The organism is Aquimarina longa SW024 (assembly GCF_001401755.1).
In the GTDB taxonomy this organism is placed as follows: Bacteria; Bacteroidota; Bacteroidia; order Flavobacteriales; family Flavobacteriaceae; genus Aquimarina; species Aquimarina longa.
In genome coordinates this window covers 116,834-135,487 of the sequence record NZ_AVQK01000024.1, presented here as the reverse complement: position 1 = coordinate 135,487, position 18,654 = coordinate 116,834, and the positions used below count along the sequence as shown (strand labels likewise).

Sequence of the window (18,654 nt, the reverse complement as noted above, 5' to 3'; positions counted from 1 at the left end):
TTATTTTGAAACTTTTTACCCTCATCCTTTTGGCAGCATTATCTATTAGCTGTCAAAAGGTTACAACTTCTCGTTTATCAAAAGTTAATAAGCTCCCAAAAGTTCTTAATGAAATATCTGGAATAACCGTATTACCAAATCATAAGCTATACGCTATAAATGATTCTGGTAATGATAATACACTATTTATTTTAAGCCAGAAAGGAAATATCGAACAACAAGTTAAAATCCCTAATGCTAAAAATATAGATTGGGAAGATCTAGCATATGATAAAAATAATACTATCTATATAGGTGATTTTGGAAACAATAAAAATAAGAGAAAGGATTTAACTATTTATAAAGTTTCTGGGATTTTGACAAATACTATTAATGTTTCTAAAATTGAATTTGTTTTTGAAGATCAAAAAAAATTCCCTCCTAAAAAAAAGAATCTCAATTTTGATGTAGAAGCGTTTATACATCTAAATCATAGTCTATATCTATTTACTAAAAACAGAAGCTCTAAGTCTGAAGGAATAACTAAACTATATAAAGTTTCTGATTCTTCAGGAAAGCATATCGCTAAATTAGTAGGAACATATGAGGTATGTGAGAATAGTTCTGATTGTTTCATTACAGGAGCAGCAATCAACCAATCTCAAAATAAAATTGCACTATTAACACATCAAAATGTAATTTTACTTAGTAATTTTAAAGATGATAATTTATTTAATGGAAGTATTAAAAATTTAAAACTACATCATTATTCACAGAAAGAAGGGATATGTTTTAAAAATGATACTACTCTTTTTATTACTGATGAAAAAACAGGTGATAAAAAAGCATGTTTATACGAATATCAACTTGAATGATTATACCAATCTTCATCCAAAATGGCATATTCATAATTATCAGACCATCCAGACTTAAGAGGTAAAACTTTTCGTTTATGTCCTTCTCTTTTCATTCTTACTTTTTCGAGAACTTTAATAGACCCTATATTCTCAACAGCACATCCTGCTTCTATTCTATGCAAATCAAGGGTTTCAAAACCAAAATGTAAAACTTCTTTTAATGCTTCTGTAGCATATCCTTTTCCCCAGAAACATGGATTTAGTTTATACCAAACTTCTCCAATTTTATATTTAGGGTTTCCTATTTTAATAGCTATCAATCCAATACAGTCTTTTGTTGTTATTGCTTCTATTCTATAGACATATACTTTACGCAACCGGATCAACTCTAACCATTCTTCTAAGATTACTTTAGTTACCTCTATATTTGTTGGAATTCCTAATACATTATATTGATCTACTTCTGGGATAGAATGTAATTGATGAATATCTTGTATATCAGAATCATCAACTAATCTAAGCCTTAATCTTTTGGTACTTATTTCTTTATTAAACATTATATGTATTTAAAAACGTATTCTTTTAACTTGTAATAAATCACATCTTACTTTCAAAGATAAAATAACATATTTTCTAAAAAGACAAAATCTATTATAAAAATGATGTCATACTTTTCATTTATTATGAAAAATGTGTAGCATTATAAAATAAGGTTATTCCTAAATACTAAGTATAGTTATTTATAATTCCTAATTAATTCTTTACTATATTCTTGTAAATTGTATTGCTGTTAGTTAGCGTTACCTTTAATATATATAAGCCTGTTGGTAAATGACTAATACTAAACTGATCTTTATAAGAAAGATGTATTTTTAGATATTGATTTTTTAGTATACTCCCCTACATAATCTTTTAATTTCCAAATTTTTACAGACTGTTTACTACTAACAGTTAATATACATTATTCGAGTTTGGAAATATTGTAACTATTTCTGTTTTTTCTAAAGAACTATTTTCAATTTTAATAGTATCATAGGCAATAGTTTCTTATTCATTATTTAGTTGTTCTCTAGTAGTTTTCTATATACTTACTCCAAAACTAAATACAAATCGTACTCCTTCATCACTTGTAAATAACCCTAACTGTCCTCCTATGGTATCCATTGTATTAATCCACATTCCTCCTCCAAAAGAATCATGCCATTTGTTCGAGTTTTCTTTATCAAACCATACTCTTCCAATATCGTAGCCTCCAAACATTCCCAATTGTAGTGGTAATATTCCTGTTTTAAATCTATTAAAACTATACCTTAGATCTCCATTAAATGCTAGTGATTTTTCTCCTGTAAAACGCTCTTTTCTATATCCTCTTAATCCATTAGCCCCTCCTAGATTAGCGCCTTGATAAAACTCATAGTCATTACCTATAATAACCGCTCCAATAATATCTGTTTTAAGTACTAACTTTTGATTTTTGGTTATCGCATTATAAAAACCTATTCTTGGATTAACATATCCGTAGGTCTTTTTTGTATCATCTACATTTGCTCTAACCCCTGTTTCTAATCTAAAAATCATTCCTTTGGTAGGATTTATACTATTGTCATAACTTTCGTAATTATATAATACATTGAGATTTGCAAAATACTTTCTTTTAAAGAAATGAGGGTCTATAGTTACAAAATCTAAATCTGATGTAATCAATCTATTTTGTGTATCCTGAATTTCTATTCCTTCATACGCAGCTTTTATCAAAAATTCACTCCCATAACGATTCTTTTTAGAAACTCCTGCTCCAATTGACCAAATTCCTGTTTTTACTCTATTATAATTCATTCCTAATTCATCATCTAAATTAAGAGACTCATTACCAAATCCGAAGAAGTTCTGCGCAAAATTTTCACTAGTATACACTGCATTTAGTAATAAATTCCAATTATGTATTGTATTTATAAATTCTCCAGAATAGGATATATCATAACCTTCTGTTAGAAAATAATATGCTCCTTTAAATTTATGCTTGCTCTGATATGGATCATTTCTAAAGCCATATGTGGTATACACATCAGTAACATTAATATTTATCCCATCGTCGGGGTTAAAGCCTACAAAAGGGGTAATCGTATTGGTTTTCTTATTGTATTTATTGTGATCATAAACATTGTAGTTATATATATCACTCCATATAAATTTTGCTTGTCCTTTTTGTACTACCGTATTAGGTTTTGATTTATGATCATATATTTTAATTTTTTTTCCGTTCTCTATTTCATAACTATCATTATTCTGCCCTCCAATAATTCGAATCTTTATTAAATTTTTCCCTTTTCCTTTCACTATAAATCGATCATCATCATCTAATCCATAAATCCATATTTCTTTAGTTTCTTTATTTGTAAAGGTTCTATTACTATATGATTTCTTTATCTTTCCATTTTTAATTCTAGAAACATTTACAATAGTTTTATTATTTTCTCTTATAATTTCAAAAAAATCCTTTTTATCGGTTCCTTTTATTACAACATGTTTTGATAGATATGTATAGTATCGACTTGCTATATTTTCGATATCATCCCTCCTAGCTCTAAGATTTTCTTTAATTTTACTAATTGTAGCATCCTGAAGTTCTTTTGGTAAATCCTTAAATGCTTTTTCAATAGCGCTATCAGAAAGATTTTCTTTGATATATTTAGCTTGTTCTAGCCAAATTTCTTTTCTTGAGTTCTGAATTAGTGCTCTATCTAGAGGTTCTCCTGATTGATTAATCCATCGTACATTTTTTAATTCATCATCGTATACCTGAAACTTTCGAGTTAATGGTACTATAAATTTAATAACATCCAATAAGACTCCATCATAATTAGAAAAAACTTGATCTCTATCTTTTGGAATTGGTCTATATGTTTTTTTATTTTTAGTATCAAATCGAGCCCATCTCCATTGATCTGAATGACGATCCCAATCTCCCAAAATCATATCAAAAAGCCTCGTTTTTATATATTGTTCTTCATCCATTTGGTATTTTTCGCTTTTTCTAAGCCTTTCAAAAAGATCATCTGTACTCTCTATATCATCTGGTTCTCCAAAAGAAATCTCTTCGTTGTATTCTTTACCAGGTCGTTCTTCTAAAAAATAGATCTCATTGCCAAAATTTTCGTTGTATTTTCCTAATCTAGGGTGTTTTGGAATATAGTACAACTTAGGATTTGCATGATATACTCCAATGGCGTTTGCCAGTGTTCCAACTGCTAAAAAAGCATATGGATAACTAGAAGTATAAAAATCAGAAAGCAATTCTTCAGTATATGTATTATCAAATCCATCATCTAGATATGTATATTTAAACGCTCCTTTTTGTAAAAACTGTGTTACGCTTTTACGCATTGCTCTAAGACTATATCGTTTACCTTCTTTATTAATCAGGCGAAGAGATCGTGTTACTTGCCCTCCCCCCTGTCTATCAATAGTAAAACCTCCCATTAAAGTATCTAATGTAGCTATAGGTACTTTTATATCAGTGCCATAAACATATCGGTAATGATCTCCCCAAATTGATTGATAGAGTTTTGATTTTTTGACCTCGTCTTTACTATAAATTGATGTTGAAATTTCTGGTTTAAAAGAATTTGAAATAGTACTATACTCATATTTTTTTTCTTGTGGATGAACCATAGTTTGATATACCAGTTTAGGATCACCATTATCATCTCCAAAAAAACGAACCGTAGAAGAACCATCTTTATAAATATCTAATACCGTAATTCCTTGATTAGAGGATGCAAACAATCCATTTTTACCAAGAGTAACTGGTGTACTTTTAGATCCAGAACCTGAGACAATTTGCTTACTACCATCACTATCTATATATTGCATAGAATGCTCATGCCCAGAGATAAAAACAACTCTATCTAATGCTCTTGTCATCGTAGACAATCTTCTCATTAACTTATTATAATGAACATTTGATACATCTTGTGTAGAAACCCCTCCCTGAGACCGTATCTGGGCTACTAATGAACCTAATATAGGTAAAGGTATCTTTTTCTTTAAAGGAAAAATATGTTTCTTAAAACTATAATTACCTCCATGTATACCATTGGTATACATGGGGTGATGCATTGCTATTAAAATAGTTTTCTTACTATGTTTTTTTAATTCTCCTTCTATTTCGAGAAAAAATTTTTCTCTAGTTTTAATTTCGCAGTTATCATTAATAGTTGGGTTTTTATCCCAATTTGCTAAATACCATTGTGTGTCTAAAATTAATAAATGTACTTTATCACTTACTTCTATACCTTCGATAGGGCATCCTTTTGATGGTAAAAAAGAATTTTTATTTTTCATTTTTTCTACTACATACTTTTCTTGCCTTCGTAACCCTTCTACACCATTAGAGTACCAATCATGATTGCCAGGTATAAAAATTACATTACCATTAAATTCTTTAATAGCTTCTACCTGAGCATCTATTCTATGCGTTGCTAAACCTCTTTCTGGGGTGCCTTTTTTAGGCATTCCTTTTTGATAGATATTATCACCTAAAAAAATAAGATAATCTTTCTTTGTTGTTGTTGTTGTATCTAGTACTCTTTTTAAAATTGATAATCCAACTGTACTCTCTCCCATTTTGGCATATCCTGCATCTCCTATCAAATAAAATGTTTTTTCTATCGGAACATTAGGTAATGTTTTAGAAAAATTTTCGACTTTATAATGAGGAGAATATGTTGCACAAGAAGTAAGTAGTAAAACAACACATATAATTAGAATCTTACTATATTTATTCATTATTTAAATTACAATCTATTTTTTAATTATTTTGATTATTAAAAACTACTAATTATGTCTTCATTATTAGAAAAAACTGACAATTTTGTTTCAGAACTTTTTGAAAAAAAACTTCCGGATTCCTGTATATATCATAATTACGATCATACAAAAAGAGTTTTTAAAAGTACGAAAGAAATCATCGATAGCACCAATTTATCTAATGAAGATAGTGAAGTCTTATTATTAACAGCTTTATTGCATGATACTGGATATTCTATAAGTTCAGAAAATCATGAAGAACATAGTGTAACAATAGCTAATGATTTTTTAGCTAAACAAAATACCGCTCCAGAGATTATCAATAAAATCTCTACCCTAATTATGGCTACCAAAATGGAACATACTCCTACTAATTTTATGGAGGAAATTATTAGAGATGCAGATGCTTCTCATTTTGCGAAAGATTACTTTTGTGAAACTAGCGAATTATTAAGATGTGAGTTTAAACTTAATAATATCAAAAATTTTAATGTTTCTGATTGGCTTAAAACAAATATTGATTTATTTAAGAATAAGCATCATTATTATACAGAATACGCTATTACTAATTGGGAACCTAAAAAAGAAGAGAATCTTTCTAAAATGCTAAAAGAAAAAGACATCCTAAAAAAAAATAAAAAACAAAAAAAAGAAGCTTTAAAAAAATCATCAAGAGAAGAAAATCCAGAAAAAGGAATACAAACCTTATTTAGAGTTACCCTACGAAACCATTTAAAACTTAGTGATATTGCTGATACAAAAGCGAATATCCTTCTATCTGTAAATGCAATTATCATCTCCCTTGCTTTATCTAATTTGATACCTAAACTAGATAACCCTTCTAATCAATACCTCATTTATCCTACTTTAATATTTATTATATTTTGTATTGCATCTATAATATTATCTGTGTTGGCAACACGTCCTAATGTAACAAGTGGTGAGTTTACTCGTAAAGAAATAGAAGAAAAAAAAGTAAATTTATTGTTTTTTGGCAATTTTCATAAAATGCCATTAGAAGACTATACACATGCTATGAAAGAGCTTATGGATGATAAAGAATATATCTATGATTCGATGATAAAAGATCTCTATTTTTTGGGCAAAGTTTTACATAAAAAATATAAAATACTAAGAATCACTTATACTGTATTTATGATAGGGATTGTAACTTCTGTATTATCATTTATTATTGCATTTAATACTTTACAATAAAGTATAATATAGCATATTTTATCCTGTTAATCAAGTTCTTTAATTAAGTCTTCATATGTATAGTATTCTTTATCCTGTTTATTCTTATGATATAAAATATTGATCCGCAATGCTTTTAACCCTGTTACTCCCTGAAGGTCTTCTAATTCTACAATTTCAATTTCTTCTTCGAGGTAATTTTTAGATTGTAAAAAATTGATATATTTTATGTATTCTGTTTCATCAGAACGCTGAGAATATATAATAACTAACTTGCCTTTTTCTGTCACTCGTTGACTAGTGCCTTTAATTTTTGATTTATCTACTCGCTTTTTTACAACTTCGTATCTTGCATTATAAGTTCCATCAACATCAAATCGTTTTTCATCCATTCTAAATCTAACTGATAAGGATGTATTAAAAACCAAAACCATAGATGCTACATCTAGCTCTACAGGCAATTCTTTTTTCATTTGATAATATGCATTTTCCATTTCACACATCACCTGCAATTGCCATAACCTTAGATTATATAAATAAACCTTATTAAAACTATCTTGCTTTGTTATTGATTCTCCAATATACATATTATGCTCTACTCCGTCAGATTTAAATCGCTCAAAATAATGAGGGTACATCCCTTGCGCCTCATCTTGTTTTTGATCCAACAAAGAGGCCATTTTTTTATTGATTTGCATTATCGATTCATCATACGCTTTACGATACTTATATACTGTATTCATTCCTTTATTTAGCATATTATTATAAGTACTTATAAAGGTTTTTAGTTCCGTATTTTTATCTTTAAGATGTTCAAATAGGCTAGTAATCTCTTTTTTAATAAAATTGATAATTTTTTGTTCACTATCTACTTGTAGCTGTTCACTAATAGCATATATATATTGATCTGTTCTATATTTTAATTGTTCATAAATAGGTAATGGTTCTAACTCTAACACTTTAGTAATCACTTTAGAAATACCATTTAGCTGTAACACAAGGTCTTTTTGTATTGCGTGATTACGAGTCTCAGAAGAATCTTTTATATCAATTTGTCCATATAATGGGTACACATTCTCAAAAACAACTTCTCTAAAAGAAACAGGGTTTTCATCCACCATCGCACGCATAAATCGTTTTGCTTCTTGTTTAAATTTCCAATGTACACTAGGATGAATAGCAGTGCATTCTTGCTGAATAATTAATTCTAACTCATTCTCTGCTTTATTTTTAGAACGTAATACAGAATCCACTAAATACGGCATAACATCTTGTAACTTATTAGCATTAATGCTATTTAGTTCATGAATATTAGGAGATACAATTTCTAAAACGCCTAGTAATTTCCCTTCACTAACAATAGGAGCTATAATAGCACTTTTTATTCCTTGTGCCATCAAATTCTTATACATCACTATATCTCCTGCCTCCTTTTGATATTTTTTTACATCAGAAATTGCAAAATAAGTAGACTCATCAAATAAGTAATGATACGTTCCATTACAAAGAATACCCTTACAATTAGCAGAATACCTATCATAAAGAATATAGCTATCTATGTTTTTAAAAGGTACTCTTTCAAAAACTTCATTCTCTGGATCATAATTAGAAAAACCTATTTTGATTTCATAAAGGTTAAATATCGCTCTAAAAATTTCCTGAAAACTACTTATAAAATCACCTCGTGTTTTATCATACTTAATAAGACTAGTTTTAAAATCAGATATAGAAACATCAGTAGTTACATCAAACATGTTAGCTATCACAATACCATTAAAAATCCAACTATGCGGAGGGAATTTTTCTTTCCAAATCTCTATATTATCAAAATTATCTAGCAATTCTGCTACATCTTCATCTGTAATATCTTTAGCTTTATCTGTTTTAATAATATCTACAAAATCTCCATTATACATTATTCTATAATGCCTCATTATTCCCATAGCATCTGGGATATCATAAAAGAAAGGTCTTCTAAAATCAATTGTATAATCATAGTAACTACCTAAAATCATACTACACCCCATGATATAGTAGTGATCTTGGTTTAGGTTTTTAATTTCGGGCTCAAAATCATTACCTGCGGCTTTAATTATATCTTGATAGCGCTTAGAGGATTTTAGTACACTATTATGAAAAGGAATGGTAGCTATTTTTATCTCATTTTGTTGTAATATCTGAGCAAAAGAATCTTCTAGAATTAAGTCAATCTGTGGTGATAATTCATGAACTCTTTTTTCTTCTCCTATTCCTATCTCTAATTCAGGATATTCATCTGCTATCTTCAAAACTCGTAAAGCTCTATCCTTAACCAATTCATTATCGCTTTTAGACAACTCTCTATAATATTCAAAAAACTTTGAAAAACTAATCCATATATCTAATGGAAAATCCTGACTTAAAACTCTCATGACTGATGATTACCTTCTATATTACAAAAATAATATAAACAATACTGTAAATTAGAAGGTCTTAACAATTAATTAAACTATTATTTTTTAAGATGTAAAAAAATCTGAGTATTATATAATGTGATTTCTTTTTGAATAAAGGTTTTAAGTATAGATATATATTTTGAAAACCAAAAGCATTGTTAATGAATATCTTTGATATGTATATATAACATTTGTTATTACTAATTACTTTTTTCTATACTGTTAATTTTTGGAGGATATACACTGGATTCTTTATTTTTACATTCAATAAATCCAAATACTATGAAAAGAATTGCATTGCTAGTTACAATTTTCCTGCTTGTAGCTTGTCAAAAAGATCAAAAAGGATATACTATTAGTGCTAATACTACTGGTTTTGAAGATGGGACTATGGTATATGTAAATGCTATTAGTCAATCTCAGCGACCTATAATTATTGATTCTGTAGCGATACAGCAAGAAAAATTTGAGATCGTATTACCTCCTCCAGAAAGCAATGACTTTAATTATTTAACATTTAATAATACTCAAGGGAATGTGCTTTTTTTAGCAGAGAATACTCCTATTAAGATGACTATATATAAAGATAGTTTACGCTCTTCTATTATCAAAGGAGGTTCTGAAAATGAGCTTTTCTTTACCTATCTTAATACTATTCAGAAATATGCTAAAGAAAAACTAGAACTTAATAATCAATATCAAATTGCTACAAAATTAGGAGCGTCTGATAAAGTTCAAAAAATAACTGCTCAAAGAGAAAAATTAATTGAAAAAGAAAAACAATTTAGAAAAAACCTTTCTGAAAAAAACACAAATTCTTTAATCTCTATAATGGCTATAACTGATCTTTTAAATCTAAAAGCAATATCAGCAAAAGAAGCCAAAACAAAATATACTGCGGTAGATGACACTTTAAAATCTACTAGATTAGGAAAAAACCTTAATCAGCTTATCAACAACGCTATAACTATAGCGTCTCAAAAGAAAATTGATATTGGCGTAGCTGCTGAAGATTTTTCAGCTCCTACTCCTAAAGGAAAAATGTTATCTCTAAAAGAGTCTATGGGAAAAATTACAATCATTGATTTTTGGGCTTCTTGGTGTAGACCTTGCCGAATGGAAAACCCAAATGTAGTCCGCTTATATAATAAATATCATGATAAAGGGCTTAATATTATTGGAGTCTCATTAGATAAAAAACAAGAAGCATGGACTAAAGCAATTAATGATGATAATTTAAATTGGAATCATGTTTCTAATTTGCAATTTTGGCAAGAACCTATTGCCAGAAAATATGGTGTACGATCTATACCAGCCACTTTTATTCTTGATGAGAAAGGGAATGTTATTGCTAAGAACCTTAGAGGAGCTGCATTAGAAAATAAAATATCGGAATTGCTAGGTCAGAAAGCATTATGATTCATAATATAATATAAAAAAAGGTCTCATATGAATGAGACCTTTTTTTATATTATAATTTTCCCAACCTCTGCAAAATAAACAGAATAATAATTGGAATAGCTAATAAACCTATCATAAATAAGTTTTCTTGAAACAACCAAGGAGCCAAAATTAAAGTGATGACATAACCTCCTACTGCTCCTCCAAAATGTGCATCATGACCAATATTCCCTATTTTATTTTTCATCCCAAAAATTGAGTATAACAAATATCCAATCCCAAATATATATGCTGGAATAGGGATTGGAATAAACATCAAATATAAACTCATATCTGGTCTAAATAATATCCCTGCATATATCACTCCAGATACTGCTCCACTAGCTCCTATTGCGCTATAATGATATTCATTTTTATGAAAAAATAAAGAAAATAAATTCCCAACTAATAGACTACCAAAATATACTACTAAAAATTTTATATTATCTAGATATGCAATCACTACTGGAGCAAAAAAATATAATGTAAACATATTAAAGAATAAATGCATCATATCAGCATGTAAAAATGCCGAAGTCAACATTCTGATCTGTTCTCCTCTTCTTATTCCTCCAATATTAAATTTATATTTATCAAAAAATGAAAAATCATTAAACCCCTTTAATGACACCACTACGTTTATTCCAATAATCAAAATTAAAACAATATCTAAATTTGCCATATAATTCTATTTTTGACCAAATATACTATATATTTTTACCTCAAAAAATCCGATAGAGATACCTCCTTGTTATTAGCAAAAATTTATGATATAAAAACTCTAATAATTATATCTTTGTGTGCTCTAATTTAATAATTAATGCAACTATTAGTATATTATTTAGTGTATCCTATGTTATGGATAATTTCCAAATTCCCCTGGCGATTATTATACGTATTCTCTACTGGGATTTATATTATAGTATACCATATCATTGGATATCGAAAAAAAATAGTTACCAAAAATCTAACATTAGTATTTCCGGAAAAGTCTACTTCAGAAATTCATAAGATTAGAAAGAAATTTTATAAGCATATGTGCGATATGTTTTTAGAAATGGTAAAAAGTTTATCTATTTCTAAACAAGAAATGATAAAACGGTTTACAATAATTGATCCTCATACTTTTAAAGAATTACAAGCTAAAAACAAAAGTATTATTGTATTAATGGGGCATTATGCTAGTTATGAATGGGCTATTGCAGCACAGTTTGTACTAGACTTCCCTATAGTAGGCGTTTATAAAAAAATAAAAAATAAACACTTTGATAAATTAGCACATCGTATAAGGGGTAAATTTAATACTAGGCTTATAAAGCATCATAATGTAATTAAAGAAATAACCAGAGATAAGATTAATGGAAAAATAGCTGCATATGGTCTTTTATCTGATCAATCTCCTAAGTTAAAAAACGCACTATATTGGACCGATTTTATGGACATTAAAGTTCCGATTATTACAGGAGGAGAAGTATTAGCAAAGAGATTAGATATGCCCGTAATGTATCTAAAAGTAGAAAAAGTAAAACGTGGATATTACCAAGCTAAATTTATAAAAATTACTGATAATGCACAAGAGTGTGAAGAGCACTACATCACCAAAACATATCTTTCTTTATTAGAGGCACAAATTCTAGAACAACCACAATATTATCTTTGGACTCATCGAAGATGGAAACATCGTGATGCTAAAATCCCCAAAGGAGCATTCGTAGATTAAAAATAAACACTTATAAGAAATCTATATCTTCATAAATTTAGAATCTGTATTAGTATCATCTGATTTTTAATCTTTAAAGTAAAGAGCAAAGAAATATTATTTTGATATTTTTTTCTTCGTAAGATTTTTTTTGTTTCTTTAACATTTTTAGCGATTTTTTAACAAAATACTTTTATTTTAGGCGATTTATAGTCTATTTTTAAAAAAAACATTAATAAGAATTTAATAGCCTAAAAATAGATTAAAAAATACATATTCATATAACCCCATAAATAAGCTTTATCTTTACAGGTTTTAACTACTTCATCTATGCAATTTTTAGTCTATATTTTTACTTATCCAATCCTATTAGGGATCTCTAAATTACCCTGGCGGTTATTTTACATGTTTTCTACTTGTGTATATATATTAACATATTACATTATTAGATATAGACGAAAAACAGTTACTGAGAATTTACTATTAGTTTTTCCAGAAAAATCTGAGCAAGAAATCAAAAGAATTCGTAAGGCATTTTATAAACACATGTGTGACATGTTTTTAGAAATGACAAGATCACTTTCTATTACTAAAGAGGAATTAATAAAACGGTATAAAGTAGTTAACCTTGATGAGTTTCATGAATATGAAAAGAAAAACAAAAGTATCATTACATTAATGGGGCACTATGGTAGCTTTGAATGGTCTAATGCTGTAGATTTAGTATCTATAAACCCTTGTGTAGGAATTTATAAACAAATAGAAAATAAATATTTTGATCGACTAGCGCATCGCATACGGGGTCGATTTAACTCTAGACTTATTCCGAGTCATAAAGTTGCTCGACAAATTATTAAAGATAAGCAAGATGGTACTGTATGTGGCTATGGTATGATCTCTGATCAATCTCCTAAACTTAATAATGCTAAGTATTGGACTGATTTTATGGGTATTAAAGTTCCTATATTTTTAGGAGGAGAATTTCTTGCACAGCGATTGGACGTGATTGTATTATACCTTCATGTAGAAAAAGTAAAACGTGGACATTATGAGGTACGATTCATTCCTATTTCTGAAAATAGTAAAGAAGAAGAAAAATTCTATGTTATCAAAAAATATTTACAATTATTAGAAAATCAAATACGAGAAAAACCAGAATATTATCTCTGGTCTCATAAACGTTGGAAACATAGAAATGCTCAAGTCCCAGATGGAGCTATTGTAGATTAAAAAAACCTTTTGATTAGTAAGTATTATAATATTACTAATCAAAAGGCATAAACTGTATTATTATAAGTTTTACAGCTATAATTAATAGTACACTCTCTTCTTACTTAGTAAAGAGTAGTCATTTATATTCCTGCAATTTCTTTTAATGTTACGATAGTATCTTCTGCTAATTGATCTGCTTTTTCCTGACTTAATGCTTCGGTATAAATACGAATAATTGGTTCTGTATTACTTTTGCGTAAATGAGCCCAACAATCTGCAAAATCAACTTTTACACCATCTATAACAGATACCTCTTCTGCTACATACTTTTTATGAAATCCATCCAAGATAGCATCAACATCCAAATCAGGAGTTAATTGAATCTTGTTTTTACTCATATAATAAGATGGGTAGCTATCACGTAATGCACTTACACTACATTTTTTTTCTGCCAAATGTGTTAAAAATAAAGCAACTCCTACCAAGGAATCTCTACCATAATGTGATTCTGGATAAATGATTCCTCCATTACCTTCACCTCCAATAACAGCATTATTAGATTTCATTAATTCCACTACATTAACTTCTCCCACTGCACTTGCCTGATATATTCCATTATGTTTTTCTGTTACATCTCGTAATGCTCTACTAGAAGATAAATTAGAAACTGTATTTCCTGAAGTTTTTCCTAATACAAAATCAGCACATGCAACTAATGTATACTCTTCCCCAAACATTTCTCCTTCCTCACTCATAAAAGCCAAACGATCTACATCGGGATCTACAACGATTCCTAAATCTGCTTTTTCTTTTACAACCAATTCAGACAAATCTGTTAAATGTTCTTTAAGAGGCTCTGGATTATGAGGAAAGTGACCATTAGGTTCGCAATATAACTCTACAACTTCTACTCCCATTTTTTTCAATAAACCAGGTATTGCTATACCTCCTGTAGAATTTACAGCATCTACTACTACTTTAAATCCTGATTGTTTCACCAACTCTGCATCTACTAAGGATAAATTGAGTACTTCCTCAATATGTTTATCTATGTAGGTATCATTTACTGTAATACTTCCTAAATCGTCTACATCTGCAAAAACATAATCATCATTTTCTGCTATATCTAGAATTTTTTTACCGTCTTCTCCATTTAAAAACTCTCCTTTACTATTAAGAAGTTTTAATGCGTTCCATTGCTTTGGATTGTGACTGGCTGTTAAAATTATCCCTCCATCAGCATCTTCTAGGGGTACTGCAATTTCTACAGTTGGTGTTGTAGAAAGCCCTACATCGATTACATGAATTCCTAATCCCACCAAACTATTCATCACTAATTGTTGAATCATTAAACCCGAAATACGTGCATCGCGTCCTACTACAACAGTCGGATGGTTGACTTTAGTTTCATTTTTTAACCAACTACCATAAGCTGAAGCGAATTTTACTGCATCTATTGGAGTAAGGTTATCCCCAACGGTTCCACCGATGGTTCCTCTAATACCCGAAATTGATTTGATTAATGTCATATTTTACTGATTGATTTATCTATTTAAAAACAAATGTACAAGATATGATAAATAGGAACAATCTAATACGTCATAATTTTAGAAATCATGAAAAACATCTTGTTCTAAATTATTTTTACAGTTATATAATTATAGAAGTTAAGTAAACACATAACCTTTATTTTAATTATTAGATTAGAACTTAGGATTAAAGTTCTTAAAAAAGAAAATCATTTTTTACAATTTCAATATTCCCTTTATCAGCCATAGTAACATAAAAAGTACTAAAATCATTACTAAATGTAATATTAGTAGGTTTTTTACCCAAAAGCTGTACCTCTTTTAATAATTTACCCTCTGGTGATAATATCACTACTGTACCTTTCTCAAATCTACAGACATATAGATTTCCTTTGTTATCGCATCGCATCCCATCAAGACCAAAATCTTTAAAGGTATATACTAATTTTTTATGTCGTATAGTCCCATCATTCTGTATATCATAAACCCATATTTTTTGTTGAACAGACTCATTTACATACAATTTACTACCATCTGGGCTTACTTCTATTCCATTAGTTGTTCCCATATTACTTTCTAATTTCTCAAACCCTTTATCTCGAGTAATTTTCCAGATATTACCAGTACCACCTTTCCAATTTGGATCACTAGCATATATAACACCTGATGGTGAAATAGCAATATCATTAGGTTGATTTACTTCTGAATGATGTGCAAAAACTGAAAGTTCTCGGGTATTCATATCCATCATCAAAATATTATGATTCGTATAATCTGCGATATACATTATATTCTTTTTCCCAAATCTAATTCCATTACCAATACTACCATTTGGTAGCTCTAGAAATAATGAAACTTTCCCTTCTGGAGTTATCTTCCCTATAGTACCTTCTTTCTGATAATTAACAGCATAGATATTCCCGATACTATCAGTAGCAGGTCCTTCTATACCGCTCGTAAATACACCTAGGTTTGTAAAATCTTTACTTTCGGCTTGCTTAGTACATGAGAATATTAAAATATTCAATATCAAAAAACTAAAAACCACAACGTACTTTTTCATGAACACTATTTTAATTATACTTACTAAACTAATTTAATATAATAAATCTACCTCTCTTTTATTTAAAACAACTGATTTTCTGCACAAACAACCTTAATTAACCGATATTAGTATGTAAAAAATCGTATTTTAACCTAATGAATTTTTTAGCCCACATTTATTTATCAGGAGAAGATCCTGACCTTAAAATAGGCAATTTTATTGCTGATTCTATTAAAGGAAAAAAATATCTTCAATATCCAGAGCGTATACAACAAGGGATTACCTTACACCGTAAGATTGACTCATATACAGACACTCATGCTATCGTAAAAAAAAGCGTGTCTCGTTTATTTCCAAAATATGGGCATTATAGTACTGTAATTGTAGATATACTTTATGATCATTTTCTGGCTAGTAATTGGAAAAAATATTCTGATATCCCTTTAGAGCAGTATACACTAGAGTTTTATAGCTTACTTCAAAAATATTCTGAAATTCTTCCTAAAAAAATTCAGGAATTCATGCCTCATATGATTCGTGAGAATTGGTTATTAAGCTATGCTTCTATCACAGGGATTGGCACCATCCTATCTGGTATGAATAAAAGAACAAAAGATAGGTCTAAAATGAATCTTGCAGTAATTGAGCTAGAACTCTATTATTCTGATTTTGATAAAGAATTTAGTTCTTTTTTTGAAGAGTTAAAAACATATACTACACACGAAATTAGAAAACTATGAAATTAAAATTTACCGTATACCTATTTCTCTGTATGCTACTAGTTATTAGTTTTTCTTGTAAAACTAAAACAGAGTTAAAACAAAAAACACTACCTGTTGTTGGTTTAATCGCAAAAAAAGCAATGGTTGTCTCTGCCAGAAAAGAAGCCTCTAAAATTGGAGTTGCTATTATGAAAAAAGGAGGTAATGCTTTTGATGCAATGGTCGGTACAGAAATGGCACTTGCTGTAACATACCCTTTTGCAGGTAGCATCGGCGGTGGCGGTTTTATGGTATATCGTAAAGCTACTGGAGAAACTGGAGCATTAGATTATAGAGAAAAAGCTCCTTTGGCAGCTACCAAAGACATGTACCTAGATAAAAATGGAGATGTAATTCCTAAAAAAAGCCAATTAGGAGCTATGGCAATAGGTGTTCCTGGAACAATTGCAGGAATTTTTGAAGTCCATAAAAAATTTGGTTCTTTACCTATAGAAGAAATTCTAAATCCTGTTGTTGAGCTAGCTAATAAAGGTTTTGCCATTACTAAAAAACAAAAAAAACGCTTTGAAAAATATAAATCATTGTTTTTAGAAACCAATCAAGATACTATTCTATTTGCTAAAAATTATAAAACAGGAGATACCATAAAAAATAAGCAACTTGCAGAGACATTAAAGCGTATTATTAAAAATGGAGCTTTAGAATTTTATGAAGGTGAAACAGGAAAAAAATTAGTAGAACGTATACAATCCAGAGGAGGAATAATTACCATGGAAGATTTATCTAAATACGAAACCAAATGGCGTTCTCCAATACAATTTAAATATAAAAACCTTTCTATTATTTCTATGTCCCCACCTTCTAGTGGAGGAATATGTTTAACTCAAATCATGAAAATGATTGAGCCATATGATCTCAAAAAGTATGGTCATAACTCTTTAAAAACTATTCAAATTATTACAGAAGCCGAACGAAGAGCTTATGCGGATCGAAGTTTTTATCTTGGAGATCCTGATTTTGTAAAAATACCTATAGATACCTTGATAAGTACACGCTATTTATATTCTAGAATGGATAATTTTAATTTTGACAAAGCTACTTTATCTTCTGAAATAAATTGTGGAATGATCTCTGGTTATGAAAGCGATGAGACTACCCATTACTCTATTGTAGATCCTTTCGGAAATGCTATTTCTACAACAATAACGCTTAATGGTGCTTATGGATCAAAATTATATGTCCCCGAAGTAGGTACTTTTTTAAATAATGAAATGGATGATTTTAGTGCTAAACCTGGTGTTCCTAATATGTATGGATTGATAGGTGCAACAGCAAATGCTATCGCTCCTGAGAAAAGAATGTTAAGCTCTATGACTCCTACTATTGTAGAAAAAGATGGAAAACTATGGATGTCTGTAGGTACTCCAGGAGGATCTACAATCATAACATCTGTATTGCAAACGATTCTTAATGTAAAAGAGTTTGATATGACCATGCAAGAGGCTGTAAATGCATCACGTTTTCATCATCAATGGTTGCCTGATATAGTCATATTTGAACCAGAATCATTTAATAACGACTTATTAAATAGTTTACGACAAAAAGGTTATCACATCGATGAAGAAGATTCTAAAATCATAGGAAAAGTTGATGGTATTCTTGTACTTCCAAGTGGAACACTAGAAGGCGGTGCTGACAAAAGAGGAGATGATACAGCAATTGGTTTTTAACCT

General features: G+C 29.3%; 13 protein-coding genes. 7 read left to right on the top strand and 6 right to left on the bottom strand.

Annotated elements, in window-relative coordinates:
* Nucleotides 1-5 precede the first annotated feature (5 nt).
* Nucleotides 6-854 carry an SdiA-regulated domain-containing protein gene (locus tag N456_RS05970; RefSeq protein WP_062054961.1) on the top strand — a complete coding sequence of 283 codons (849 nt, stop codon included), beginning with the start codon at nucleotides 6-8 and terminating at the stop codon, nucleotides 852-854.
* Here N456_RS05970 and N456_RS05965 read toward each other — a convergent pair.
* Nucleotides 842-1,393: a GNAT family N-acetyltransferase gene (locus N456_RS05965; RefSeq protein WP_062054922.1), complete on the bottom strand. Its 552-nt coding sequence runs from the start codon at nucleotides 1,391-1,393 to the stop codon at nucleotides 842-844. The genes N456_RS05970 and N456_RS05965 overlap by 13 nt on opposite strands.
* 523 nt (nucleotides 1,394-1,916) lie before the next feature.
* A complete protein-coding gene (locus tag N456_RS05960) occupies nucleotides 1,917-5,624 on the bottom strand; it encodes a metallophosphoesterase (protein WP_062054920.1) in 3,708 nt (1,235 codons plus the stop codon).
* Nucleotides 5,625-5,678: 54 nt separating this feature from the next.
* Here N456_RS05960 and N456_RS05955 point away from each other — a divergent pair, with 54 nt between their 5' ends.
* Nucleotides 5,679-6,860 (top strand): Pycsar system effector family protein, encoded by a 1,182-nt coding sequence (locus N456_RS05955; protein WP_062054919.1) that lies wholly within the window; start codon nucleotides 5,679-5,681, stop codon nucleotides 6,858-6,860.
* Nucleotides 6,861-6,886: 26 nt separating this feature from the next.
* Here the strand turns inward: N456_RS05955 and N456_RS05950 are convergent, their stop codons facing one another.
* Complete coding sequence (locus N456_RS05950; protein WP_062054917.1) at nucleotides 6,887-9,250, bottom strand: GAF domain-containing protein; 2,364 nt, start codon at nucleotides 9,248-9,250, stop codon at nucleotides 6,887-6,889.
* Nucleotides 9,251-9,556: 306 nt separating this feature from the next.
* Between N456_RS05950 and N456_RS05945 the strand changes: the two genes are divergently transcribed.
* The gene (locus N456_RS05945; protein WP_062054915.1) at nucleotides 9,557-10,693 is read left to right on the top strand and encodes a TlpA disulfide reductase family protein; all 1,137 of its coding nucleotides are present in this window, start codon (nucleotides 9,557-9,559) and stop codon (nucleotides 10,691-10,693) included.
* A gap of 52 nt (nucleotides 10,694-10,745) precedes the next feature.
* Here the strand turns inward: N456_RS05945 and N456_RS05940 are convergent, their stop codons facing one another.
* Nucleotides 10,746-11,396: a rhomboid family intramembrane serine protease gene (locus N456_RS05940; protein WP_062054913.1), complete on the bottom strand. Its 651-nt coding sequence runs from the start codon at nucleotides 11,394-11,396 to the stop codon at nucleotides 10,746-10,748.
* A gap of 138 nt (nucleotides 11,397-11,534) precedes the next feature.
* On the opposite strand from N456_RS05940, the gene N456_RS05935 reads away from it, so the two are divergent.
* Nucleotides 11,535-12,434 carry a lysophospholipid acyltransferase family protein gene (locus tag N456_RS05935; protein WP_062054911.1) on the top strand — a complete coding sequence of 300 codons (900 nt, stop codon included), beginning with the start codon at nucleotides 11,535-11,537 and terminating at the stop codon, nucleotides 12,432-12,434.
* A 309-nt stretch (nucleotides 12,435-12,743) separates the two neighbouring features.
* Nucleotides 12,744-13,643, top strand: a complete 900-nt coding sequence (locus N456_RS05930) for a lysophospholipid acyltransferase family protein (RefSeq protein ID WP_062054910.1) — start codon at nucleotides 12,744-12,746, stop codon at nucleotides 13,641-13,643.
* 122 nt (nucleotides 13,644-13,765) lie between these two features.
* Here the strand turns inward: N456_RS05930 and glmM are convergent, their stop codons facing one another.
* Both glmM and N456_RS05920 read right to left on the bottom strand, forming a co-directional pair.
* Nucleotides 13,766-15,154, bottom strand: a complete 1,389-nt coding sequence (gene glmM, locus N456_RS05925; protein ID WP_062054908.1) for a phosphoglucosamine mutase — start codon at nucleotides 15,152-15,154, stop codon at nucleotides 13,766-13,768.
* A 196-nt stretch (nucleotides 15,155-15,350) separates the two neighbouring features.
* Complete coding sequence (locus N456_RS05920; protein ID WP_062054906.1) at nucleotides 15,351-16,217, bottom strand: SMP-30/gluconolactonase/LRE family protein; 867 nt, start codon at nucleotides 16,215-16,217, stop codon at nucleotides 15,351-15,353.
* Between the two features lie 137 nt (nucleotides 16,218-16,354).
* On the opposite strand from N456_RS05920, the gene N456_RS05915 reads away from it, so the two are divergent.
* Together N456_RS05915 and ggt are read left to right on the top strand one after the other, a co-directional pair.
* Nucleotides 16,355-16,939, top strand: coding sequence for an acyl carrier protein phosphodiesterase (locus N456_RS05915; RefSeq protein WP_062054904.1), 585 nt, complete (start codon nucleotides 16,355-16,357; stop codon nucleotides 16,937-16,939).
* A complete protein-coding gene (gene ggt, locus N456_RS05910) occupies nucleotides 16,936-18,651 on the top strand; it encodes a gamma-glutamyltransferase (RefSeq protein WP_062054902.1) in 1,716 nt (571 codons plus the stop codon). Before N456_RS05915 ends, ggt begins: the two co-directional genes overlap by 4 nt.
* Nucleotides 18,652-18,654 lie beyond the last annotated feature (3 nt).